A 24841-nucleotide genomic window follows, 5' to 3' on the forward strand; every position below is an offset into this window, starting at 1 on the left:
CCCTCTCACTCCCCCGCTCACCTGGAGCCGGATCATAAAACGGCGTGCGATAGCACCATCACAGGCATCCAACCGATGCCGCAATCGCCACAAGCGGGCACAAAAAAGCCGGGCAGTGCCCGGCTTCTGGGTCGACAAGCAGTGCTTAGCCGACCTTGAAGGTGCCCTTCATCATGGCGAAGTGGCCGGGGAAGGAGCAGAAGAAGGTGAGATCTTTGCCGGCCAGGCCGTCGGTCTTGAAGGTGACGCTGGTGCTCTCGCCGCCGCCCACCAGTTTGGTGTGGGCCAGCACGCGCGGGTCATCCTTGGGCAGGTAGTTGTTGTCGGCACCGGCGCTCATGCCCGCGGTGGCCACGGCCTGATAGTCGGCGGTGTTGGCCAGCGCCCAGTTGTGGCCCATGGCGGTCACCGGCATCTTGCCGGTATGGTTCAGGGTCACGGTGACCTCTTTGCAGGTGGCCGGGACGCTCATCTCCTTGAGGTTGTACTGCATGGCATCATTGCCTTCGATGACCAACGCGCACTCATCGGCCAGAGCCGGGGCCGCCAGGGTGCTCAGAAACAGCAGGGTAATCGCCTTTTTCATCATCCTCTCCTTTGATTGGCAATAGATGGCAACACAATTGCCTGCGGGCTCGCACCATGGCTGGCAAACATGCTGTCAAAATCGACCTTATTCTACTCAACTGTCGTCATTCGGCTATGTCTTTAGCGCAAAGCTGCGGGTCAGGTCACCAGATTGCCCCCCTTTTTTGTCTGGACGAACCGGCCGCGCCACCCACTAACCACTCTTTGTTTAATTATCCCCCGCATTTTTGTCCAGCCACGACTCGCCCGCCGTCGCCCCCTTGGCTAAGCTGGCGCCCCCGGCACGCTTGCGTCCCGTGCCATCCGTTTCAGCCAAAGAGATCCGTCATGTCGCTTCTTGCTCGCCCGGCCCACCGTGGCCTGTTGTTGACCCTGCTGCTGATGCTGACCGCCTGTCAGCCGGCCCCGACCCAGACCCGCATTCAGGGCAAGACCATGGGCACCTTTTACGCGGTGACCCTGAGCGACCCCTTCCCGGGCGGCGAGCCGGCGCTGCGGCAAGAGGTCGATGCCCTGCTGGTGCGGATGAATCACGAGATCTCCACCTACGACCCCAACTCCCTCATCTCCCGCTTCAATCAGGGCAGCGGCCAGCCTCCCATGGCCATTCCCGCCACCATGGCCAACATCGTGCAGCAGGGCATCGACGCCGGCCATCTCACCGCAGGCAAGCTCGACGTCACCGTGGGCCCGCTGGTCAACCTGTGGGGATTCGGGCCGGACAAGCGGCCCGTCAAACGGCCCAGCGCCGAGCAGATCGCCAGCGCCCGCCACAAGGTGGGCATCGACCGGCTGACATTGGTGCCCGAGGGGGATCACTTCCTGCTCGGCAAGCGCATCCCCGACCTCTACCTCGATCTCTCCACCCTGGGCGAAGGGGCTGCCTCTGACGAGATTGCCGGCCTGCTGGAGCAAAAAGGGGTGCACAACTACCTCATCGAGGTGGCCGGCGCCGTGCGCAGCAAGGGCAACAACGCCAAGGGCAAGCCCTGGCGGGTGGCCATCGTCGAGCCGTCCGACCAGCCCGGCGCCTTCTCGGACGTGGTGATCCCCAACGGCATGGCCCTCAGCACCGCCGGCAGCTATCGCAACTACTACGAGCTCGACGGCAAGCGCTACTCCCACATCATCGACCCCGCCACCGGCCAGCCCATCACCCACAAGCTGGTCTCCGCCAGCGTCATCACCCCGACCGCGCTCGAGGCCGACGCCCTCGACACCGCCCTCATGGTGATGGGGCCGGAGCAGGCGATGGCCTTTGCCAAGGCGCACGGTCTTGCGGTCTATCTCATCGTCAAGACCGAGCAGGGCTTCGCCGCCAGCCATACCCCCCAGTTCGCCCCCTACCTGGTGGCCAAACAACCGTAAATCCGCTGCCATAACCCAGCCGTCATAAAAAGAGGCCCCGCACTGCGGGGCCTCCTTGTCTTCACGTCGGCACTAGTCGATGGGAGTGCGCCGAGGCGCCGGGGCCACCGGTGGCTTGGTATCAGGCCAGTGACCACCGACCGGATGCTTTCATGCTACTCCCCACAGCCGGCCGAGTCGGCGGACGGGCGCGCCACCCGGTTGCCCGCCCCGTAGAGGAGAAACACCAGCACGCAAATTGCGGTCATCACGGCGAACAGGGCCGGGCCGCCCCACACCTGCAACAGCCAGCCCCCCACCAGGGGCGAGAGTGCCCAGCCAAGCCCGGCCAGGGCGCTGGCCCCGAAGTAGCTCCCCTTGAGGTGGGCCGGCGCCATCTCGTCGATTAGCACGTTGAAGAGCGGGAACAGCACCGCCTCCCCCACGCTCAGCAAGAACACCGCCACCAGCCAGGGCCACAGCAGGGCCGGGCTCGACAGGGCGAACAGCACCTGGGCGGACGCCATCAGCAGGATGGAGAACTGCAGCCGCAGGCTCACCCGCCAGCGCCGGGTCAGGTGCAGCAGCGGAAACTGCAGGGTGATGATGGTCAGCGCATTGGTGGCTACCAGCAGGGCCACCAGGGTCTCCACCTCGGGGGCGCCGGCGCGGGTCAGGTACTGGATCAGCGGCGACTCCACCTGGGCGTAGACCAGCATCATCAGCAGGTTGGCGAGGATAAACAGCATGAAGGCCCGATCCCGCCCCACCACCCTCAGCATGGCCCCCAGGGTGAGGCCCGCATCCGGCCGGCCAGCGCACTCGCGGCGAAAACCGAGCAGGAAGGCGATGCCGAGCAGGCCATAGCTGGCGGCCGTCACCACGAAGGTCTCCTGGCGCGCCCCCAGCCCCACCATGACGCCGATGAGGGGCCCCACCCCCGCCCCCACGTTGAGCAGGAAGTAGCGCAGGTGCTGAGCCAGCTCCCGCTGCGCCTTTTCGGGCAGTAGATCCCCCATCAGCGCCTTGCCCGGCGTGTCGATGAAGGCGTAGGAGAGACCCGAGCCAAACACCCCGAGGGCGATGAGCCAGAGGGAGTGGCCAAACCCGAGCAGCAGGTAGGCGCCGCACGACAGGGCGCAGCCGAGCAGCAGTATGGTGCGCCGGCCGAGCCGGTCGGAGAGCCAGCCGACGTAGAAGCCGATGAGGCAGGAGAGCACGGCCGCGCCGCCCAGCAGCATCCCGATGCCGGACGCCGACAGGTCATACTCCCGGTAGAGCAGGATCGAGAGAAAGGGCCAGACCATGAAAAAACTGGTGCGCACCATGAAGGTACCCAGGATCACGATCCAGACCAGCGGAGGAAAGGGGGGCAGGCGCATGGGAACTCCTTGTCGCGCAATGGCAGCTGATCCGCAGGGGAAAGCATTCAGTGGTATCAAAAGACACCTGAGCGCACAATCCCCGCCCGGAAAAAAACCACCCGAAGGGACCAGCTCAGCGGCCATCGATGGGCGGCTTCATCGCTCAGGTCAAGCAGGCGTCCACCGTCTGCCCTTTCCCAGTTAACCCCCTATTTGGTCCGGCAAAAGCCATGAATGGCGGGGCTTGGCGGAAAAACCGCGGCAGCGCCCCATGTTCAATTGCCTGTCTGCGCGCTTTGGTGGCACACTTCTGTTATCCGCCCGTAGCGCCCTGACCAGACAGATGCAGACACCGGAATCCGAGCCAGAGAAAAAAGCCCCACCCAAACCGAAGCGCATCCTGCTGGTCAACGAACAGCGCTCCTTTCAGGTGATGATGAAGGCGATGCTGATCAACATCGGCATCAGCCGCATCACCTATGTCAACTCGGCCGAAGAGGCGAGACGGCGTTGCCAGAAAGAGACCTTTGACATCTACCTGCTCGATTACGAGCTGGGGGTCGGCGAGAACGGGCGCCAGCTGCTGGAGAGCCTGCGGGATCAGAAGCTCATTCCGCCCCAGAGCGTGGTGATCATGGTGAGCGGCGACAGCTCCCGCGCCATGGTGCTGAGCGCGCTGGAGGCCGAGCCCGACGAATACCTGATGAAGCCCTTCTCCCAGGAGCAGTTCTCGTTTCGCCTCAAACGTGCCCTCGCCCGCCGTCAGGCGCTGGAGAGCGTGTTCAGCGCCCTTGCCAAAGAGGACTTGCCCACCCTGCTCGCCGCCTGCGCCGAGCGGGCCGACGCGGTGCCGCGCTTTGCCAACTTCTGCCGCTGCCTGCAGGCTGACACCCAGCTCAAGCTGGGCCAGGCCAAGGAGGCCCGTAGCCTGATGCGCCAGCTGCTGGCCGGCCAGGAGAACAGCTGGGCCCGGCTCACCCTCGGCAAGGCGTGCCACACCCTGGGGCTGAACGAAGAGGCGGTGAGCCACCTGCAGGCCACCCTCAAGAACACCCCGCTGATGGTGGAGGCCCACCTCTGGCTGGCAGAGTCCCAGCTCGCGCTTGGCAACGACGAACAGGCCCAGCAGGAACTCAAGCGGGCGGTCGACATCTCGCCCCAGTCGGTGCAGCTCTCCCGCCGGCTGGCGGAGGTGTGCCTGCTGCGCCACGACTACGCCCAGGCCAAGGACGTGCTGCTGTCGCTCATCGACCTGTCGCGCAACTCCATTCATCGCACCCCCCACTACCTGGGGGCCTATATCCAGTCGCTGACCCTCTACGCCCTCAACAGCAACGACATCTACCACATCGCCAACCTGCAAAAGCAGGTCAACTCGGCCCTGTCGCGCATCCGCGATTCGCTGATGATGTCGGAGTTCAACTACCCGGTGTTCGAGCAGATCTGCCAGGCCCGGGTGCAGATCGCCCTCGGCGAGCTGCTCAAGGGCAAGAAGATGCTCTACCGCGCCAACCAGAACTGGCTCGATCAGCCGGCCACCATGCCCCCCAGCCTGCTGGGCGAGACCATCCTCGCCCTCTATCAGCTCGGCGAATTCGAATATGCCGAGAGCCTGCAGGCGCTGCTGGCCGAAGACGAGGATCGGCTGCTCACCACCTGCATCCAGGCCACCCGCGACGACAAGACGGTGCTCGAGCGTCGCCAGCGCTACCAGCAGCTCAACGAACTGGGCATCAAGGCCTATCAGAGCGGCGAGCTGGAGCAGGCGCTCGGCCACTTTCGCGAAGCGCTGCGCCGGGCCCCGGCCAATACCGGCGCCGCCCTCAACAAGATCCAGGTGCTGCTGCAGCTGATGCAGAAAAACCGCAAGAGCCCGGAGTTTGGCGCCGAGTGCAAGGAGACCCTGGAGGTGCTGGACGGCATCCCCCTCAATCCGGCCCAGCAGGATCGTTTTCGCAAGCTGCGTCAGGAGTTTACCCAGCTCAGCTGACCAGGGCCCGCTCGCCTATGCTGATACTGACTCGGCAAAGGGAGGAGAGTGGCGATGGCCATGTGTCGATATCTGGTGGCGGACGGCCGCCACTGCAGCGAAGAGGCGGGAGACCATGATCTGTGCCGCTGGCACGATCCCCATGCCAATCATCAGGATCCCCACACCGCCCGCGAGCTGGAGCACTACATCCAGCAGGGCGGGCTGTGCCACGGCCTGCAACTGGCCCGCGCCAATCTGGCGGGTCTCAACCTGGTGAAAAAAGGGGCCCCGCAGGGGTTCCTGCTGGAGCAGTGCAACCTCTACCGTGCCAATCTGCAGGGGGCTCATCTCTACGGTATTCGCATCAAGGGCGGCAGCCTGATGAAGGCGGACCTCAGCGAAGCGAACCTGCACTGCGCCACCCTCGACGACGTCAATCTGCTCGGCATTCGCTGGCACAACACTCGCCTCGACAACCTGGATACCGGCAAGCGGCTGATGCAGGAGCGGCGCGGCCGCAAGGAGCGCGACCCGGTGCAGGCCCGTATCTGGCTGAAGGAAGCCGAAGAGACCTACCGGGATCTGCGCAAGGCCTCAGAGGCGCAGGGCATCTTCACCATGTCCGGCCGCTACATCCAGCAGGAGCTCACCATGCGCCGGCTGCAGCTGCCGTTCTGGTCGACCCAGCGCTTCACCTCCTGGATCGTCGATCTGTTCTGCGGCTACGGCGAGGCCCCCATGCGGGTGGTGCTCTTCTCCCTGCTGCTCATCTTCATCTGCAGCATCTTCTACTTCTTCTTTGGCCTGAGCTTCAACGGCAACCACCTCATCTACCGGCCCGGCGCCCCTTTTCAGCAGAACGCCATCTTCCTGCTCGAATGCCTCTACTACAGCGTGGTGACCTTCACCACCCTGGGCTATGGCGACTTCACCCCCATCGGCCTCTCAAGGCTCTTCGCCGCCTTCGAGGCCTTCACCGGCAGCTTCACGCTGGCGCTGTTTGTGGTGGTGTTTGTCAAGAAGATGACCCGCTGAGCCCGCTGCGGCGGGCGGCCCGCCCCGGATGTGGCCCCTCGCCTTCACTTGCATCCACGGCGGATTCCTAGTCCAATAGCCACTTATAAAAATGACATGAGCATCCCGGACATGAAGATCATCTCTTTCAATATCAATGGCCTGCGCGCCCGCCTGCACCAGTTGCAAGCCATCATCGACAAGCATCAGCCGGATGTGATCGGCCTGCAGGAGATCAAGGTCCACGACGAGGCCTTCCCGCTGGCCGACGTGGAGGCCATGGGCTATCACGTAGAGTTTCACGGCCAGAAGGCCCACTACGGGGTGGCCATCATGAGCAAGCAGAAGCCGGTCAAGGTGGAGAAAGGCTTCCCCACCGACGATGAAGAGGCCCAGCGCAGGATGATCATGGCCACCTTCGAGCGCGAAGACGGCTCCCTCATCAAGGTGATGAACGGCTACTTCCCGCAGGGTGAAAGTCAGGATCACGAGACCAAGTTCCCGGCCAAGCAGAAGTTCTACGAGGATCTGCAGCACTATCTGGAGACCAACCACACGCCGGATGACCAGCTGGTGCTGATCGGGGATATGAATATCTCCCCCACCGATCTCGACATCGGCATCGGCGAGGCGAACCGCAAGCGCTGGCTGCGAGATGGCAAATGCTCCTTCCTGCCCATCGAACGGGAGTGGATGGAGCGGCTGAAAGGGTTTGGCCTGACCGACACCTTCCGCGCCGCCAACCCCACCGAGTGCGAGCGCTTCTCCTGGTTTGACTACCGCTCCAGGGGCTTTGACGAGAACCGTGGCCTGCGTATCGACCTCATCATGGCCTCCGACGCCCTCAAGGACACCGTGACCGAGACCGGCATCGACTATGAGCTGCGCGGCATCGACAAGCCTTCGGATCACGCCCCCATCTGGGCCTGCTTCGCCTGATAACGGCAACAGAGGGGGCATCTGAAGCCCCCTCTGTGACCAAGCCCCCACTTCCCCCGCTTTTTCCTTCTTATAATTCCCTCCGGGTCTCCAGCTCCCCAGCAAGGTCACGATGCAGGGTCTGCCAGACTGACACAAATTGTCGCGGCCCCCTCCGCCACTGCGCGATCGACACCGACAACTTTCAGTGTCGAGCAGCCTGGGTTCAATATTCGTGCTCTATCATTAGAAAACTGTCAGTAATCCAATGAGTTAAATTTGTAACCATGCAGTTAACCATGTTCATGAAGAAAAAGGCTGGGCGCGGCAATCGCGCACCATCCCACAGGAGTGTGATGATGAAGGTGCAATACGTCAGGGAAGAGATGTTCAAGCGCGGCTGTATCGCCCTGGCACTGGCCAGCGCACTGACCGCCTGTGGCGATGAACCGGCCACCGGAGCCCAGGCACTGCCGCCGGTGCCCGTGGTGGTGGCCGAGGTCAAGCTGACCGACGTGCCGATGACCACCGAAATGGTGGGCGAGACCGCCGGCTTTCGCGAAATTGACGTGCGTTCCCGGGTGAGCGGCATCCTGCTCAAGCGCACCTACATCGAGGGGCAGCCGGTCACCGCCGGTCAGGCGCTGTTCCTGATCGACCCCGAGCCCTACAAGGTGGCGCTGGAGCAGGCCAAGGGCACCCTGGCCCAGGAGCAGGCCCGCCTCAACAAGGCCCGCGCCGACCGTGATCGCATCATCCCGCTGTTCAAGCGCCAGGTGGTGAGCCGCAAGGACTATGACGACACCATCGCCAACTACGAGGCGGCCATCGCCAGCCATCAGGCCGCCCAGGCCAAGGTGAAAGAGGCCGAGCTCAACCTCAGCTACACCCAGGTCACCGCCCCCATCAACGGCATGGCGAGCAAGAGCTCCCAGTCCGAGGGCAGCCTCATCTCCACCAGCGGCGAAAACGGCCTGCTCACCACCATCACCCAGTTCGATCCCCTCTACGTCAACTTCTCCTACTCGGAGCAGGATCGCCTCAACTTCGAGAACTCGGTGAAAAAGGGATTGATTGAGGCCAAGGATGCCACCAACTGGCGCACCCACATCCGGCTGGCGGACGGATCCGTCTATCCCGAGGCGGGCAAGCTCAACTTCTCCGACAGCCGGGTCGACCCGCAAACCGGCACCATCCGAGCCCGCGCCATCTTCGACAACAAGGACGGCGTGCTGCTGCCAGGCCAGTTCGTGCGCATGACCATCGATCTGGGCACCCGCAAAAATGCCATCCTGGTGCCGCCGCGCGCCATCGTCCAGTCCCAGGCCGACCGCATGGTGATGGTGGTGGACAAAGAGAACAAGGTAGTGCCCCGTCCGGTCAAGCTGGGCTCCGTGGTCGACAGCGGCGTGCTGATCGACAGCGGCCTCGAGCCCGGTGAGCGCTACATCGTCGAGGGGCTGATGAAGGCCCGTCCCGGCGCCGTGGTCAAGCCCGTCACGGCCTCCGAGATGAAGGCGATCACCACCAAGATGGTCGGCCAGAACGCGGCCAAGTAAGGAGTTCGTATGTTTTCCAAGTTCTTCATCGAACGCCCCATCTTCGCCAGCGTGATTTCGATCATCATAGTGCTGGGCGGGTTGGCGGCGATGCGATCGCTCCCCATCGAGCAGTACCCGCAGATCACCCCGCCGGTGGTGTCGGTGACCGCCTTCTATCCGGGCGCCACCCCCGAGGTGATCTCCCAGACGGTGGCCGCGCCGCTCGAGCAGCAGATCAACGGCGTGGAGCGGATGCTCTACATGCAGTCTGGTTCGGCCTCCAACGGCCAGATGAACCTCAACGTCTACTTCGAGATCGGCACCGATCCGGATCAGGCCACCATCAACGTCAACAACCGGGTCTCGGCCGCCATGGCCCAGCTGCCGGAAGAGGTGAAGAAGCAGGGGGTGACGGTCAAGAAGAAATCGACCTCGATCCTGCAGGTGGTCACCCTGCAATCGCCTGACGGCACCTTCGACACCACCTACCTGTCGAACTACGCCCTGCTCAACATCATCGACGAGCTCAAGCGGATTCCCGGGGTCGGTGACACCACCCTGTTCGGCGGCACCGACTACGCCATGCGCATCTGGCTGCGGCCGGATCGACTGGCCCAGCTCGAGCTCACCCCGAGCGACGTGATCGGCGCCATCCGCGAGCAGAACACCCAGTTTGCGGCCGGCAAGATCGGCGCCCAGCCCACCACGGCCCCCATCGACTTCACCTACACGGTGCAGACCAAGGGACGGCTGGAGGATGTGCGCGAGTTCCAGAACATCATCATCCGCTCCATGCCGGATGGCTCGAAGATCCGGGTCAAGGACGTGGCCAGGGTCGAGCTCGGCGGCAAGGACTACGACCTGCTGGCCAAGGCCAACGGCAAGCCGGCCATCGGCATCGCCACCTATCTGCAACCGGGCGCCAACGCCGTGGCGGTGGCCGATCAGGTGCACGCCACCATGCTGCGCCTCAAGGAGCGCTTCCCGCAGGACATCGAGTACCAGATCCCCTACGACACCACCGAGTTCGTGAAGATCTCCATCGAGGAGGTCGTACACACCCTGTTCGAGGCGATCGTGCTGGTGTTCGTGGTGGTCTACCTGTTCCTGCAGAATTTGCGCGCCACCCTGATCCCCTGTATCGCGGTGCCGGTGTCGCTGATCGGGACCTTCGCCGGCATGCTGGTGCTGGGCTTCTCCATCAACCTGCTGACCCTGTTCGGCATGGTGCTCGCCATCGGTATCGTGGTGGATGACGCCATCGTGGTGCTGGAGAACGTCGAGCGGATCATGCAGGAGAAGAAGTGCTCGCCCAAAGAGGCGGCCATCCTCGCCATGCAGGAGGTCTCCGGCCCGGTGGTCGCCATCGTGCTGGTGCTGTGCGCCGTGTTCCTGCCGGTCGCCTTCATGGGCGGCATGACCGGGGTCATGTACAAGCAATTCGCCATCACGGTGGCGGTGTCGGTGGCCATCTCCGGTCTGGTGGCGCTGACCCTGTCGCCGGCCCTCTGCGCCGTGTTGCTGAAAGAGGGCCACCACAAGCCGGCCCGCTTCTTCGTCTGGTTCAACAACGCCTTCGACGGCCTGACCCGCCGTTACGTGCGCGGTGTGGCCTTCCTCAACCGCCGGGTCGGGGTGGCGTTCACCATCATCGCCTTCATCCTGGTCTCCATCTACGGCCTGCTGATGAAGGTGCCGGGCGAACTGGTGCCGAACGAAGATCAGGGCTACCTGCTCTCCGCAGTCATGCTGCCGGATGCGGCCTCCCTCACCCGCACCCAGGCGGTGGCGAACGACTTCGACCAGATGGCGATGGCCAACCCCAACGTGAAGGACGTCATCACCTTCTCGGGCTTTGACATTCTCTCAAACGCCATCATCAGCAACAGCGGCATCAGCTTCATCACCCTCAAGGACTGGAGCGAGCGGCAAGGTACCGGGCAGGACTCCTTCTCCCTGGCCAAGACCTTCCAGGGCATGAGCCTGATGGGGCTGGCGGACGGCTTCGTCGCCTCCTTCAACCCGCCCCCCATCACTGGCATGTCCACCACCGGCGGACTGGAGGCCTACCTGCAAAACCGCAGCACCGGCAATGCCCAGTCCTTCTCGGCCGAGGTGCAGCGCTTCCTCGAGGCGGCCAAGCTGCGCCCCGAGTTCGCCAGCGTGACCAGCACCTACCGCGCCAACGTGCCCCAGGTCTATCTCGATCTGGATCGCGAGAAAGCCAAGGCGCTGGGGCTGCCCATCAACGCCGTGTTCGACACCATGCAGGCCACCTTCGGCCAGGTCTATGTCAACGACTTCAACCAGTTCGGCCGCACCTATCGGGTGCAGTTGCAGTCCGAGGCGGACTACCGCGCCAAGAAGAACGACATCCGCAACGTCTATGTGCGCTCCGACAAGGGGGAGATGATCCCGCTCAGCAGCCTGGTGACGGTGCGTGATGCCACCGGCCCCGAACTGGTGGAGCGCTTCAACATCTTCCAGGCGGCCAAAATAATGGCGCAGCCAGCACCGGGTTACAGCTCCGGCCAGGCCATCGCCGCGCTGGAAGCCGTGGCCGACGAGTCCCTCGGCAACGACGCCAAGCTGGAGTGGACCGGCTCCGCCTATCAGGAAAAAGCTGCCGCCGGTAGTGCGGGCACCGCGTTCGGCTTCGGCATCGTGATGATCTTCCTCATCCTGGCGGCCCAGTACGAACGCTGGAGCCTGCCGTTTGCGGTGATCACCGCCGTCCCATTCGCCCTGTTTGGCGCCCTGCTTGCCACCTGGCTGGTGGGTCTGACCAACAACGTCTACTTCCAGATAGGATTGGTGACCCTGGTGGGCCTGGCGGCCAAGAACGCCATCCTGATCGTGGAGTTCGCGGTGATGAAGCACGAGGAGGGGATGAGCCTCATCGAGTCGGCACTGGAGGCGGCGCGGCTGCGTTTTCGCCCCATCGTCATGACCTCCCTCGCCTTCATCCTCGGCTGTGTGCCGCTGGTCACCTCCAGCGGTGCCGGGGCGGCGAGCCGTCATGCCCTCGGCTGGCCGGTCATCGGCGGCATGCTGGCGGCGACCTTCATCGCCATCTTCTTCATCCCGCTGTTCTTCCGCCTCATCATGCGGCGCTCGGAACGCGCCGGCGGCAAGGCGGCGCAACCCAAGTCGTAAGTCGTGTGTCACAGCCCCCGCCATGCGGGGGCTTTTTTTATCCGCCAGAGGGGGCAACACCTCGCAGCCGGGCCCGAGCCGCGAGCGAGATCACGCGGCCGGCATCCCGTTACCCACATACCTTGACCTTGCTCTCAAGGTAAGGTTTACAGTGCCCCCAGTCATTGTCAGGATTTCCCCATGCTCGTAGCGAGATTGCCCATCGAACGCATTGCCCGGCTGTTGCTGGGGCTGATGCTCGTCTGCAATCTCACCCTCTGCATCGGCTGGCACGGGGTGGATGCCCTCAACGCCGCCATGACTCACGGCAATCAGACCATGAGCGACAGCGCCATGCAGGGGCTCTCCTGCCACGGGGCAAGCCCGGATGCGGGAGCGCAAGATGCCGCCAGCCAGGAGTGCCAGATGCATGGCGGGCTCACCTCGACCGGCACTCCCGGCCTGCCGCTGCTGGCCGCCCTGCTGACCCTGCTCGCGCTGCCACTGTTGCTGCTGCCCCTCGGGACGGCGAGCAACGGGCTGGACAACTGGTTGCGGGATCCCTTCCTGCGATCCCGCGGCACCCACCCACCCTCCTGGCCGCGCCGACACCTGATGTTGTCGGTGCTGCGCCACTAGAAAGATCTTCTCTCGCGGCAACAGCAAGCCTCGGCTTGCCCGTTTTCTGCCGCCTTGCCTGACCCTGCGCCCAGGCCAACCCGGCCCGCTCGCAGGGAGCCGTGCGCGCTGACACAGCTGCGCCCCGTTTGCCGCCTCGTGGTGATGCCCAGCCCGCGCACACCATCACACCGGCGGCCTGACAGAAGAGAAGAGATATCATGTCATCCACCCCCGTTACCCGGTCTGCCTGCGCGCGGCCGTGCCAGCCCCCCCTTCGCCTCCCGCGCGCCGGAGGCTTGTCATGAACAAGACGTTGTTGATGTCCGCCCTGCTGCTGGCCCTCGGCGCCGGTGGCGGCTACTGGGCCGCCAAACAGACCACCACTGGCACTGCAGCCAAGGAGAAGACGCCGCTCTACTGGGTCAACCCCATGGATCCGCGCGACAAGCGCGACGCCCCCGCCAAGGACAACATGGGGATGGACTTCATCCCCGTCTATGAGGAAAAACAGGGCGGCTCACCCGGCACCGTCACCATCAGCCCCGAGATCCAGCAGAACCTGGGGGTACGGCTCGCCAAGGTGGAGAAGCTCCCCATCCACCAGCAGATCGAGACGGTGGGCTACGTCGGCTATGACGAGGACCGGCTGGAGGCGGTCAACGCCCGCATGGCGGGCTGGATCCGCACCCTCGCCATCAAGAGCGAGGGGCAGCAGGTGAGCAAAGGCAGCCTGATCTACGAGCTTTATGCCCCGGATCTGGTCAATGCCCAGCACGAGTATCTGCTGGCGCTCAACACCGCCAATCCGCTGCTGCTGCGCGCCGCCGAGGGCAAGCTCAAATCTCTGCAGGTGCCGGCGGATCAGATAGCAGCCCTCAAGCGCAGCCGACAGGTGCAGGAGACGGTGCGCATCTATGCCCCGAGCAGCGGTTATGTCTCCGAGCTGAAGGTGCGCGAGGGCCAGTATGTGGAGCCCGCCGCGGCGCTCTTTAACATCAGCACCCTCAAGCAGGTGTGGGTGAGCGCCGAGGTGTTCGAGCGCCAGGCCGCCCAGCTGAAGGTGGGCGATCCGGTCACCATGACCCTCGACTATGCCCCCGGTCGCAGCTGGCAGGGCCGGGTCGATTACCTCTACCCGACTCTGGATGCCGCCACCCGCACCCTCAAGGTACGGCTGCGCTTAGCCAACCCGGACGAGTTCCTGAAACCCAACATGTTCGCCAAGGTGACCATTCAGGCGGGCAAGGGAGAGCCGCAATTGGTCGTGCCGAGCGAAGCGGTGATCCGCACCGGCAGCCAGGACCGGCTGGTGCTGGCACTGGGGGATGGCAGCTTCAAGTCGGTGGCCGTCACTCTGGGACCCCAGTTTGGCGACAAGGTCGCCATCAAGGCGGGGGTAAAGGCTGGAGATAACATCGTCAGCTCGGCCCAGTTCCTGCTCGACTCCGAATCGGCCATCGATTCGGACTTCCAGCGCATGACAGCGGTGCGCCCCGCCCAGGTGTGGACCCAGGGCGAGGTTGAAAGCATCGATCTGGCCAACCGTACCCTGATGGTCTCCCACCAGCCCATCCCCGAGTGGCAGTGGCCCGCCATGGAGATGGAGTTCACCGTCACCGACGGGGTCGATATGAGCAAGCTCACCGAAGGGCAGACCCTGCATCTGCAAGTGATGCAGGAGGGGGATGAGTACCGCATCACCAGCATCCATCAGCAGCAAGCGCCGGCAAGCGGCGACACCACCAAGCCTGCAGCGGATGAGATGGAGAAGATGGAAGGCATGGACCATAGCCAGCACGATATGGGAGCCAAATCATGATCCCTGCTATCATTCGCTACGTTGCCAACAAACAGGCTCAGCTCTCTGCACCAAATGAGCAAGGAGCCCAATCATGATCCCGTCGATTATTCGCTGGTCCATCGGCAACCGCTTTCTGGTGCTGCTATTGACCCTCATGCTCACCGCCTGGGGGCTCTGGTCGGTGAAGCAGACCCCGGTGGACGCCCTGCCGGATCTCTCCGACGTACAGGTGATCATCAAGACCTCTTATCCGGGCCAAGCGCCCCAGGTGGTGGAGGATCAGGTCACCTACCCGCTCACCACCGCCATGCTGGCGGTGCCGGGGGCGACCACGGTGCGCGGCTACTCTTTCTTCGGCGACTCCTTCGTCTATGTGCTGTTTGACGACAACACCGACCTCTACTGGGCCCGTGCCCGGGTGCTGGAGTATTTGAGTCAGGTCGCCCCCAACCTGCCCGCCTCCGCCCGTCCCCAGCTCGGCCCCGATGCCACCGGGGTGGGCTGGGTCTATCAGTACGCACTGGTGGACAAAACCGGCAAGCATGACCTGAGCGAGCTCACCTCGCTGCAGAACTGGTTCCTCAAGTACGAGTTGCAGACGGTGGAGGGGGTCTCCGAGGTCGCCACCGTCGGCGGCATGGTGCGCCAGTATCAGGTGCGGGTCGACCCGGACAAGCTGCGCGCCTACGGCATCCCGCTCTCCCTTATCGAGACCGCCATCAAGCAGGGCAATCAGGAGACCGGCGCTTCCGTCATCGAGATGGCGGAAGCGGAGTACATGGTGCGCTCCAATGGCTATCTGAAAAGCGTGGAGGATCTGAAGCAGATCCCGCTCGGTACCACTGTGCGCGGCGCCCCGCTGCTGCTGGGTGACGTGGCGGATGTGGTCACCGGGCCCCAGAGCCGGCGCGGTCTGGCCGAGCTCAATGGCGAAGGGGAAGTGGTGGGCGGCATTATCGTGATGCGCTATGGCGAGAATGCCCAGCACACCATCGACGGGGTCAAGGCGCGGCTCGCCCAGCTGAAGAGCAGCCTGCCGGAGGGGGTCGAGGTCGTCACCGTCTACGATCGCTCCGACCTTATCCAGCGCGCCATCGACAACCTCTCCGGCAAGCTGGTGGAGGAGTTCGCAGTGGTGGTGCTGGTCTGCATCGCCTTCCTGTTCCACCTGCGCTCATCCCTGGTGGTGGTCATCTCCCTCCCTATTGCGATTTTGACCGCCTTTATCGTGATGCACCTGCAGGGGATTAACGCCAACATCATGTCGCTCGGCGGCATCGCCATCGCCATCGGCGCCATGGTGGATGGCGCCATCGTGATGATCGAGAACGTCCACAAACACATGGAGAGGGAGGCGCTCACTGACAAGAACCGCTGGCGCATCATCACCGAGGCGAGCATCGAGGTAGGCCCCGCCATCTTCTTCTCCCTGCTCATCATCACCATCAGCTTCCTGCCGGTGTTCGCGCTGGAGGCGCAGGAGGGGCGGATGTTCCACCCGCTCGCCTACACCAAGACCTACGCCATGGCGGCGGCGGCCGGGCTCGCCATCACGCTGGTGCCGGTGATCATGGGCTACTTCATCCGTGGCAAGGTGCTGGCCGAGCAGGCCAATCCGCTCAACCGCTGGCTAAGCCAGGGCTATGTACCACTGCTGAAAGCCGTCTTGGCCCGTCCGAAAACCACTCTGGCTATCGCCGCCGTGGTGACGGTGGCGGGCTTCTGGCCGCTCAAGAACCTGGGTTCCGAGTTTATTCCACCGCTCGATGAGGGGGACATCATGTATATGCCCACCACAGCGGCCAATATCTCGGTGGGCAAGGCGCGGGAGATTTTGCAGCAAACCGACAAGCTCATTCGCACCGTGCCCGAGGTGCAGAACGTGTTCGGCAAGGCGGGACGCGCCGAGTCGGCCACCGACCCCGCCGATCTGGTGATGATGGAGACCAGCATCCAGCTCAAGCCCCGCGAGCAGTGGCGCCCCGGCATGACCCCGGAGAAGCTGAAAGAGGAGCTCGACTCCCTCATCCGCTTCCCCGGCCTCACCAACGCCTGGGTGCCCCCCATCAAGACCCGCATCGACATGCTGGCCACCGGCATCAAGACCCCGGTCGGCATCAAGATAGCGGGGCCCGATCTCAAGGTGATCCAGCAGCTCGGCCAGCAACTGGAGCAGATTGTCGGCAAGGTGGAGGGCGCCTCATCGGTCTACGCCGAGCGGGTGGCCGGTGGCCGCTATGTGAAGGTGGACATCGACCGACTCAAGGCTGCCCGCTACGGCCTCAACATCGCCGACGTGCAGGCGGTGCTCGCCACTGCGGTGGGCGGCATGGAGGTGGGGCAGACCATCGAGGGGCGCGAGCGTTACCCCATCAACCTGCGCTATCCCCAGAGCTATCGCGATTCGGTAGCCAGCCTGGAGCTGCTGCCGCTGGTGACCCCGAGCGGTACGCGCATCGCGCTGGCGGACGTGGCGCGGGTCTACATCAGCGACGAGGCGCCCATGCTGCGCAGTGAAAATGCGCGCCTCAACGGCTGGGTCTACGTCGATATTCGCGGCCGCGACATCGGCTCTTTTGTGGCACAGGCCAAGGCCGAGGTAGACAAGCAGCTGGTGCTGCCGGCGGGCTATGCCCTCACCTGGTCCGGTCAGTTCGAATACATGGAGCGGGCCAAGGCGCGCCTCGCCTACGTGGTGCCGCTCACGGTCGCCATCATAGTGCTGTTGCTCTATCTGGCGTTTCGCCGCTTCCAGGAGGTGCTGCTCATTCTCACCACCTTGCCGCTGGCGGTGGTGGGCGGGATCTGGACCCTCTGGCTGCTCGACTTCAACCTCTCGGTGGCAGTCGGGGTGGGCTTTATCGCCCTGGCCGGGGTGGCGGTAGAGACCGGCGTCTTGATGCTGGTCTACCTCAACCACGCCTGGGATGACCTCGTGGCCTGCGGCAAACCAGACCAGGCGGGCCTGCACCGGGCGGTGATCCACGGCGCCGCCCTGCGCCTGCGCCCCAAGATGATGACGGTGGTCACCATCATCGCCGGCCTGTTGCCCATCATGTGGAGCCACGGCACCGGCTCAGAGGTGATGCAGCGCATCGCCGCCCCCATGATCGGCGGCATGGTGAGCGCACTGGTGCTGACCCTCTTGGTGCTGCCCGCCGCCTACTACCTGTGGCGCAGCCGGCACCTGGGCGCGACTGAACCCCAACCCGCCGGCTAACCCGGTGGCAGCGCCCTTTTTGACAACCCAGAATCTGAATCAACGACGAGGAAACACCATGAACTACAAGACGCTGACCCTGACCCTGCTGCTTGGCCTTGCCACCCACACCGGCCTGCAGGCCGAGGAGATGATGACCCATGCCGGCCACGACATGGGCCAGATGAGCCAGATGGAAGGCATGAACGAGATGGGCGACATGGCGATGACCCAGGGGGTCATCACCCGCATCGATGAATCCAACGGCAAGATCGGCATCAAACACGAGGCGATCGACAACCTCAAGATGCCCGCCATGACCATGGTCTTTCGAGTGGCCGATCCGGCCCAGCTCAAGGATCTGAAGGTGGGGGATGCGGTGCGTTTTCACGCCGAGAACCCGGCCGGCAAACTCACCGTGACCGCCATCCAGAAACAGTAAGCGGAGCCATTTCAATAAAAGACGGCGGGATCATCCCGCCGTTTTCGTTTACTGCGCCATCCGCTACTGCACTATCCGCTACTGCACTATCCGCCGAGCGGCGTCTTCAGCCGTTCGGATAAGCCTGAGCGATATTCGCCTGAGCTATCCCGAGCAACTGAACAGACATGTCCTGCAATACATAGAGGTCGCGGCGACGGGTCCAGGGTTGATCGGATTGCTCGTCATACCAGACGGGCAGTTCGATCCCCTCCGGGGCATGGCTCGTCACCTTGCGGGCACGGCAGGTGATGATGCAGCGTTTGACGTGGTCGCGGTGACCGATGACGGCCGCCGTGCCGAGGGCGGCGGCCTCTCCGCCGGCATAATCCCTGACGATGGCCTCCACCACCCCGTCCGTGCTGAGGTAGACCAGCTTGCCCTCATCATCCCAGTAAGGCTCGATGGAGATGACATCCCGGGCTGGAATGTCCGGATAACGGGCCGAGTCGAGGAAGCGGGCGATCTCCCACTGCACGTACATGGGCACCGGCTTTTGCCGATAGAGGGCCGCGCAGCAGGCGGCCAGCACCTCGTTCATGGGGCCGGGCTCGGCCAGCTCATTCGGGTTGCCCGAGGCGTTGGGGCGATTGCCAAAGGCAAAGGCGATGACGCAATGGGCCTGGTCGATGGCGACCCGGGACGGGGTCATGTTGAAGCAGGCCTCCTCGATGAAGGGGGCCAGCTGGCGGGCCGTCTGCTCGTCGTGCAGCTCGGCGCTCAGCCGGTCGGTCAGGGTGGTGCGAAAATCCGCCGCACTCCCCTGGCTGTCATTGCTGCTGTTGCAGCCGGCGAGGGTGGCGACCAGGGGGGCACTCAACAGCCCCAGGGTGACTCTGCGTCTGTGCTTGTCCATAACGACTCCTTTGTTGATGTCCACGGCTGAAAATCAACCCGTTGGAGTCCATACCGTACGGAAAAAACAGGGGGATAAAAGTCAGAAAGGGAGACAGAGGGGCACAACGTGCAGCGCCTCACACTTCCCAGGGCATTCGCAAGCAAGCCCTTTTGATTCAATTGGTTGGCGTATCAAAAAAACAGGGTGCAGGGGGAAACCCGCCTGCGCCCCGTCACTGCTGCATCATCAACCGCGGATATGATCGATAAAGGCGTCGATCTGTTCGCGGCCGCAGGCCGGGTTCATGAACACCGCCTTCTCCCCGGCGATGTAGGAGTACTTGCCGCGAGCGTCATAGTCGGAGTGAGCGATGGCCTCCACCCAGTTGGTGTAGAGACCCACCTTGCCGCGCCCGGTAAACAGGCTGCGGTGGTAGTCGGTGTTGCGCTGCAAGCGCGCCTTGTAGGCCGCATCTGGGCTGCGCGCCAGCTCGAAGGCGAACTCGGCGTCGGGGTCCTGCACCCACTCGGGGTTGTAGATCTTGAAGCCCACGCTCGGCCCCTGGTTCTCCTGGGCCACCAGCTTGACGTTGCCGAGCTGGCTTAACCGGAAGCGGAAGTAGTTGGCGTTTTGCAGGCAGTGGGCCAGCACGGTGCGATACCCCTCCACCCCCAGGTAGTTGAGCGCCGCATAGGCACCAAACAGGCCGCTCGCCCCGCGGGAGCACTCGATGGTGGACTGCAGGTGGGTCTGCCCCTGAATGTCCCGCTCAAAGTAGGAGAAGTTCTCCGGGTCGTTCTCCATCGCCTTGAGGTCGTCCTGCTCCTTGATCATCACCAGGCTGGAGGTGTAGGGCACATAGCCCCACTTCTGGAAGTCGACGGTGAAGGAGTCGGCATATTTCAGCTCGGCAAAGCGCGCCACGTTGCGCTCGATCCCCGCCAGGGTGGCGCTGTTGATGGCGAGCGGATTGGCAGCAAAGTCGTAATCGAGGAAGAAGATCATCGACCAGCCGATGGCGGCATCGACGTGGATGTGCGGCTTGACCGTCACCTCGAACCGCTCGCAGAGGCGATCTCGCAGCTCGACCACGGGTTTCACCTGGTCCACCCCGAAGGTGTCGGTGGTGCCCATGGTGAGCATGATGGTGGGCACCACGTGTTTCAGGGCAAAGCAGGCGGTCAGGGTGCGTTCCAGGTGGTCGAGATCGATGTCGTTGTTCTCGCCGACCTGGATGCGGATGGTCTTGTTCTCGATGTCGACCCCGAGCAGGGAGAGGTTGGTGATGTTGGAGTAGTGGCCGCCCTGAGAGTTGATGATGCGGTAGTCCTGATAGTGACCGAGCCCCTTGTGCTTGGCCTCCGGCAGGCTCTTGCGGATGCCGAGCAGGTAGCCGTAGAGGTTACAGAAGGTCCCCCCTGGGTGAAGATGCCGGTGGCGCGGGCTGGATCGTAACCCGCCAGCAGTGCTATCTGGCGCACCACCTTCTTCTCCAGCTCCTCGGCCACCCCGGCATACTCGGAGTAGACCAGGTTTGGGTTGGCGAGGATCCCCATCTGGGCGCCGTAGATGGCGGGATCCGCCGACATGGTGATGACGTTCTCGACGCTGGAGGGGTTCTCCCAGTCTTTGGACAGGGCGCCGGCAAACAGCAGCTCGGCCATCGGCTCGCCCGGGATGCGCATGGTGGCCGGCACCGGCATGGTCTCGCACAAGTCGGCGAGGCGGGCGCGGCCATCGGGCCAGGCATTGAGCCGCGCCGCCGGGGCCAGGCCACGGGCGCGGAACTCGTTGAGGGTGGCAAAACCGGGTTCACGAAAGACCGGCCAGAGATCGGGGTTGCGCGAGAAGAAGTTGGCTTTGACTGTGGCAAAACGACGTTCGAATTCGGGGTGGATGGCGTTGACGCCTTCATCTTTCAAATAGACCAAGTCACTCATTTTTATACCATTAGTACAGCAAATGTGCAGTCCTTATACCCCCGGGTCGCCGTTTGAAACAGCGACAATATCTAATGGCCTCCCCTACTTTTTGTCATGCATGAGGGCGGACGGTGGCTGGCAAAAAGGCGCCTTTCGGGCGCCTCTTTTGATTTTGTGATCCACCCGCCCCATCGGCGAGAAAAACGTCAGCGCAGCGCCGCCAGCAACCAGCGAGAGAGCTCCTCCAGCTCGGTCTGGCGGGCCGCAAACTTGCTGCGCCACTGGCGCAGCAAGTCATCGAGGGCATCGGCGCGGTAGGCCGTGCCGGGCAGCCTTGCGGCCAGCGCATCGAGCGGCGCCGGATCCAGGCTGTCGCTGAAGATCTGCGCCCGCCCTATCACCCCCTTCTCCACGTCAAAATGCAGCTCCACCCCGCCCCAGCCGAAGCGCTCGTCCAGCTGATGGCTGAAGGCGGGGGCATGGCCGAAGTTCCACTCCCAGCTGCGCTGGCGGGCGAAGGTATCGGCAAAGCCGGGCAGATCGGGCATCTGCTCAGGGGAGATATGCTCGGGCTGTACCCGCTCGCCATAGTGGCTGAAGAAGGCCTCCTGCAGCGCCTCGCTTACCTGTTGGTGATCGATGCCCGGCAGCAGCTCGCAGAGGTTGGCCACCCGGCTGCGTACCGAGCTGATGCCCTTGGCCGCCAGCTTCTTGGGGTCGGGATTGAGGTAGTTGGCGAGCCGGCCGAGGTCTGCGTCCAGCAGCAGGGTACCGTGGTGAAAACCGCGATCATGGGTCTCCCGATAGGCCGAGCCCGACACCTTGCGCTCCCCGTCCGGGGTCGCCACCAGCAGATCGTTGCGCCCGGAGGCGAAGGCCTCGACTCCGAGCCGCGTGAGCGCGTCCAGCACGATGGCGGTGGAGATACTCTTGTCGTACTCCGGCTTGCCCGCCATGAAGGTGAAGCAGCTGTTGCCAAGGTCGTGAAACACGGCGCCGCCGCCGCTGCTGCGCCTGGCCAGCGTCACCCCGTCCTCCTCCATGCGGCGGGTGTTGCACTCCTTCCAGGGATTCTGAGCCCGGCCGATCACCACGGTATTGGCGTTGCGCCACAGGAACAGCACCCGCTGGTTCGGATCCATCTGACGGAAGATGCACTCCTCCACCGCCAGGTTGAACAGGGGGTCGTGAGAGTCGGACAGCAACAGACGCAATCGGGACATGAGAAGGCCTCATCGGGATGGAAGAGTCGCTATCATAACACCGGGGTCGACAGGATCCGGCCCCCTTCTGCCTGTTTTGGCCTGTTACTGACTGATAACGTAACAAATAAAAGATCGACACAATCTGACAGCAACATGAATGTATCCGTTGATACGGCGACACAGGCTGACGCATTGCGCTGAAAATTAAGTAATCACTTACTGATATTGAGGTAAACGACTGGCAAATACGATTAAAATGCGACCGTTTTTATTGGTCATATGGCTCCGTAATTATTCGCATAATTGCCAAAAATACCGAGCAGGAAAGCCAAATGTGATGAGTGACACAGAAATCTTTTTTTCTGTCATGTATGCCCCATTCCAGCGCCCTTTCGCCCCCTTGCGGGCAACAAGGAATTGTTTGACTCTAGGACTGACCCCCGTCTCCCGAGAGGAATGAGTATGAGTGTCGTAAATTCCTCCCTTCATCGCCTGCGCTGGTATCTGCCAATGCTTGGTTCAGCGATGTTTTGCACCCTTTTCTCCCTGCCATCCAAGGCGGTGGACAAGATAGTGGTGCAACTGCCCTGGCAACATCAGTTCCAGTTTGCCGGTTATTACGCGGCCCAGGCCAGAGGCTTCTATCGAGATGCCGGGCTGGATGTCACCTTGCGACCCGCCGTCACCGGCACCAATGTGGTCAACGAGGTGATGTCGGGCAATGCCCAGTACGGGGTCAGCGGCAGCGATCTGCTGCTGGCACGCGCCAGTGGCCAGCAAGTTGTGGTGCTGGCCTCCATGCTGCAGCATTCCCCGCTGGTGCTGCTCACCCTGGAGCGGCCCGACATTCGCCAACCGGCGGATCTGGCGGGCAAACGGCTGATGCTGGAGCCCGGCTCCCAGGAGCTGCAGATCTACCTCAATCGCCATGCCCCGCCGGGCAGCTGGAGCAAGCTGCCTTATGAACAGGGGCTGAAGGCGCTGCTCGCCGGCCAGGTGGACGCCATCAGTGCCTACAGCACCACCGAGCCCTTCTATCTGACTAGGATGGGGATCCCCTATCGGGTCTTCTCCCCCCGCAGCATCGACTTCGATTTCTACGGTGACAACCTGTTCACCTCGGAGCGTGAGCTGAACAACCGGCCGGAGCGGGTCTACGCCTTTCAGCAGGCGAGCCTCAAGGGGTGGCGCTATGCCATGGAAAATCCGGCAGAGATCATCAACTGGATCATGGAGCAGTACCCGAGCGGTTATGGCCGCGAGCAGCTGGAGTTCGAAGCCAGTGCCACCCGGGAACTGATGCAGCCAGATCTGGTCGAGCCCGGTTACATGCAGCCGGAGCGCTGGCAGCAGATCGCCAGAAGCTACCTCGAGGCTGGCCTGCTCTCGGCCTTACCCGATCTGGAACACTTCCTCTACAACCCGGATCGGGAGCGGATCCGCCAGCAGCGCCAACTGCTCGACAAGAGCGTGGCGGTGGCCATGCTGGTGACCTTCTCCCTGCTGACCCTGCTCGGCATCTTCTGCTACCTCTACCTGCGCCTGCGCCAGGAGGCGCGCGACCGCCAGCGGCTCACCCGCGAGCTGGCCCAGAGCGAGCAGCACTACCGCTTCGTGGCGGAGAACAGCGCTGACGTCATCTGGACCATGGACACCGCCACCCTGCGCTTTCGCTACGTCAGCCCGGCCATCTTGCCGCTCAGCGGTTACGAGGCGATCGACGTGCTGACCCTCCCCATCAGGCAGCTTATTCCGGAGACATCCAGAAAGCAGCTGCGCGCCGAGCTGAGCGGTTCCCTCGCCGCCTGGCAACGCGGCGACCACGAGCAGACCCGCTGCGTCATTCGTACCCAGCTGCGTCACAAAGAGGGACATCTGGTGGCTACCGAAACGGTCACCACCCTGCACGGCAACGAGCAGGGAGAGCCGGAGGCGATTCTGGGGGTAACCCGTGACATCACCGAGCGGGCCGCCCGCGAGGAGATGATGCGCCGGCTCGCCTTCTACGATCCCCTCACCAACCTGCCCAACCGCCGGCTGCTGCAGCAGCGGTTGAAGGAGGCCATGGAGGGCGAAGCGCAGCTGGCTCTGCTGTTCATCGATCTCGACCACTTCAAGCCGATCAACGACACCTTCGGCCACGAGACCGGTGACGTGCTGCTCAACATGGTGGCGGAACGGATGCGCCACTGCGTGCGGGAGCGGGATCTGGTGGCACGGCTGGGAGGGGACGAATTCGTGATCCTGCTGCCCGACACCGGGGACGAGGCGCTGGCGGTGGCCGACCATCTGCACCAGAGCCTGCGCCATCCGTTTCGCATCGACGAGGAGCAGGAGCTGCGCATCTCCAGCAGCATAGGGGTGGCGCTCTATCCGGAGCACGGCACCGATCCCAAGACCCTGATGCACCACGCCGATCAGGCCATGTATCAGGCCAAGGGCAGAGGGCGGGGCCGGGTCTGTCTGTTCACCGCCGGACTGGATCCGGAGCAGGGCTCGCTGGTGTGGCAGAGCAGCCACGAATGCGGCCACCCCCGTATCGATGCCGAGCATCGTCAGCTGTTCGTGCTGACCAACCGGCTGCTGGAACACATGAAGGATCACCAGGAGCACCCGGCCCTGTTCCTGGAGTGCATGGAGAGCCTGTTCGACGTGGCCCGCCACCACTTCGCCTTTGAAGAGCAGATGCTGGCCGAACTCGGCTATCCGGAGCTGGCCAGCCACCAGCAAGACCACCAGCTACTGCTGCAAAAAGCCAGCCAGCTGATGACCGCCGCCAGGGCGGGTACCCTGGGCAACGACGAGTTGCTCAACTTCATCATTCAGGAGCTGGTCGTCGGCCACATGAGCCAGGCCGACCGGCGCTACTTCCCGCTGATGAAAGGACGCTGACCC

The 24841-nt window shown here is 63.5% G+C and carries 15 protein-coding genes and 1 pseudogene; 11 read left to right on the forward strand and 5 right to left on the reverse strand.

What is annotated here, in order from left to right:
• Positions 1-145 precede the first annotated feature (145 nt).
• The gene (gene azu, locus E5E97_RS20130) at positions 146-586 is read right to left on the reverse strand and encodes an azurin (protein WP_016351438.1); all 441 of its coding nucleotides are present in this window, start codon (positions 584-586) and stop codon (positions 146-148) included.
• A gap of 329 nt (positions 587-915) precedes the next feature.
• On the opposite strand from azu, the gene E5E97_RS20135 reads away from it, so the two are divergent.
• Positions 916-1956, forward strand: a complete 1041-nt coding sequence (locus tag E5E97_RS20135; protein WP_171280902.1) for an FAD:protein FMN transferase — start codon at positions 916-918, stop codon at positions 1954-1956.
• Between the two features lie 155 nt (positions 1957-2111).
• Here the strand turns inward: E5E97_RS20135 and E5E97_RS20140 are convergent, their stop codons facing one another.
• Positions 2112-3317 (reverse strand): MFS transporter, encoded by a 1206-nt coding sequence (locus tag E5E97_RS20140; RefSeq protein WP_171280903.1) that lies wholly within the window; start codon positions 3315-3317, stop codon positions 2112-2114.
• A gap of 325 nt (positions 3318-3642) precedes the next feature.
• On the opposite strand from E5E97_RS20140, the gene E5E97_RS20145 reads away from it, so the two are divergent.
• From E5E97_RS20145 to E5E97_RS20185, 9 genes are all read left to right on the forward strand, one after another.
• Entirely contained in the window at positions 3643-5289 is a 1647-nt protein-coding gene (locus E5E97_RS20145) for a tetratricopeptide repeat-containing response regulator (protein WP_016351441.1), read from the forward strand.
• Positions 5290-5343: 54 nt separating this feature from the next.
• A complete protein-coding gene (locus E5E97_RS20150) occupies positions 5344-6306 on the forward strand; it encodes an ion channel (RefSeq protein WP_171280904.1) in 963 nt (320 codons plus the stop codon).
• A gap of 111 nt (positions 6307-6417) precedes the next feature.
• Positions 6418-7224 carry an exodeoxyribonuclease III gene (gene xthA / locus E5E97_RS20155; protein WP_044800416.1) on the forward strand — a complete coding sequence of 269 codons (807 nt, stop codon included), beginning with the start codon at positions 6418-6420 and terminating at the stop codon, positions 7222-7224.
• A 338-nt stretch (positions 7225-7562) separates the two neighbouring features.
• Positions 7563-8762 carry an efflux RND transporter periplasmic adaptor subunit gene (locus E5E97_RS20160; protein ID WP_043166963.1) on the forward strand — a complete coding sequence of 400 codons (1200 nt, stop codon included), beginning with the start codon at positions 7563-7565 and terminating at the stop codon, positions 8760-8762.
• A gap of 9 nt (positions 8763-8771) precedes the next feature.
• A complete protein-coding gene (locus tag E5E97_RS20165; RefSeq protein ID WP_171280905.1) occupies positions 8772-11900 on the forward strand; it encodes an efflux RND transporter permease subunit in 3129 nt (1042 codons plus the stop codon).
• A gap of 180 nt (positions 11901-12080) precedes the next feature.
• Positions 12081-12518, forward strand: a complete 438-nt coding sequence (locus E5E97_RS20170; RefSeq protein WP_171280906.1) for a hypothetical protein — start codon at positions 12081-12083, stop codon at positions 12516-12518.
• A 283-nt stretch (positions 12519-12801) separates the two neighbouring features.
• Positions 12802-14319 carry an efflux RND transporter periplasmic adaptor subunit gene (locus E5E97_RS20175; RefSeq protein WP_171280907.1) on the forward strand — a complete coding sequence of 506 codons (1518 nt, stop codon included), beginning with the start codon at positions 12802-12804 and terminating at the stop codon, positions 14317-14319.
• Between the two features lie 73 nt (positions 14320-14392).
• Complete coding sequence (locus E5E97_RS20180; RefSeq protein ID WP_171280908.1) at positions 14393-17521, forward strand: efflux RND transporter permease subunit; 3129 nt, start codon at positions 14393-14395, stop codon at positions 17519-17521.
• A gap of 58 nt (positions 17522-17579) precedes the next feature.
• The gene (locus E5E97_RS20185; RefSeq protein ID WP_171280909.1) at positions 17580-17942 is read left to right on the forward strand and encodes a copper-binding protein; all 363 of its coding nucleotides are present in this window, start codon (positions 17580-17582) and stop codon (positions 17940-17942) included.
• A gap of 106 nt (positions 17943-18048) precedes the next feature.
• On the opposite strand, the gene E5E97_RS20190 is transcribed toward E5E97_RS20185, so the two are convergent.
• The 3 genes and pseudogenes from E5E97_RS20190 to E5E97_RS20200 form a co-directional block, all read right to left on the reverse strand.
• Positions 18049-18837: a hypothetical protein gene (locus E5E97_RS20190; RefSeq protein WP_171280910.1), complete on the reverse strand. Its 789-nt coding sequence runs from the start codon at positions 18835-18837 to the stop codon at positions 18049-18051.
• Positions 18838-19065: 228 nt separating this feature from the next.
• Positions 19066-20759: pseudogene (locus tag E5E97_RS20195) on the reverse strand (aspartate aminotransferase family protein).
• A gap of 188 nt (positions 20760-20947) precedes the next feature.
• Positions 20948-21964, reverse strand: coding sequence for a lipoate--protein ligase A (locus E5E97_RS20200; RefSeq protein ID WP_171280911.1), 1017 nt, complete (start codon positions 21962-21964; stop codon positions 20948-20950).
• Positions 21965-22408: 444 nt separating this feature from the next.
• Between E5E97_RS20200 and E5E97_RS20205 the strand changes: the two genes are divergently transcribed.
• The gene (locus E5E97_RS20205; protein ID WP_171280912.1) at positions 22409-24838 is read left to right on the forward strand and encodes a diguanylate cyclase; all 2430 of its coding nucleotides are present in this window, start codon (positions 22409-22411) and stop codon (positions 24836-24838) included.
• Positions 24839-24841 lie beyond the last annotated feature (3 nt).

The sequence above is a fragment of the Aeromonas sp. 2692-1 genome, assembly GCF_013085505.1.
GTDB lineage: Bacteria > Pseudomonadota > Gammaproteobacteria > Enterobacterales > Aeromonadaceae > Aeromonas > Aeromonas hydrophila.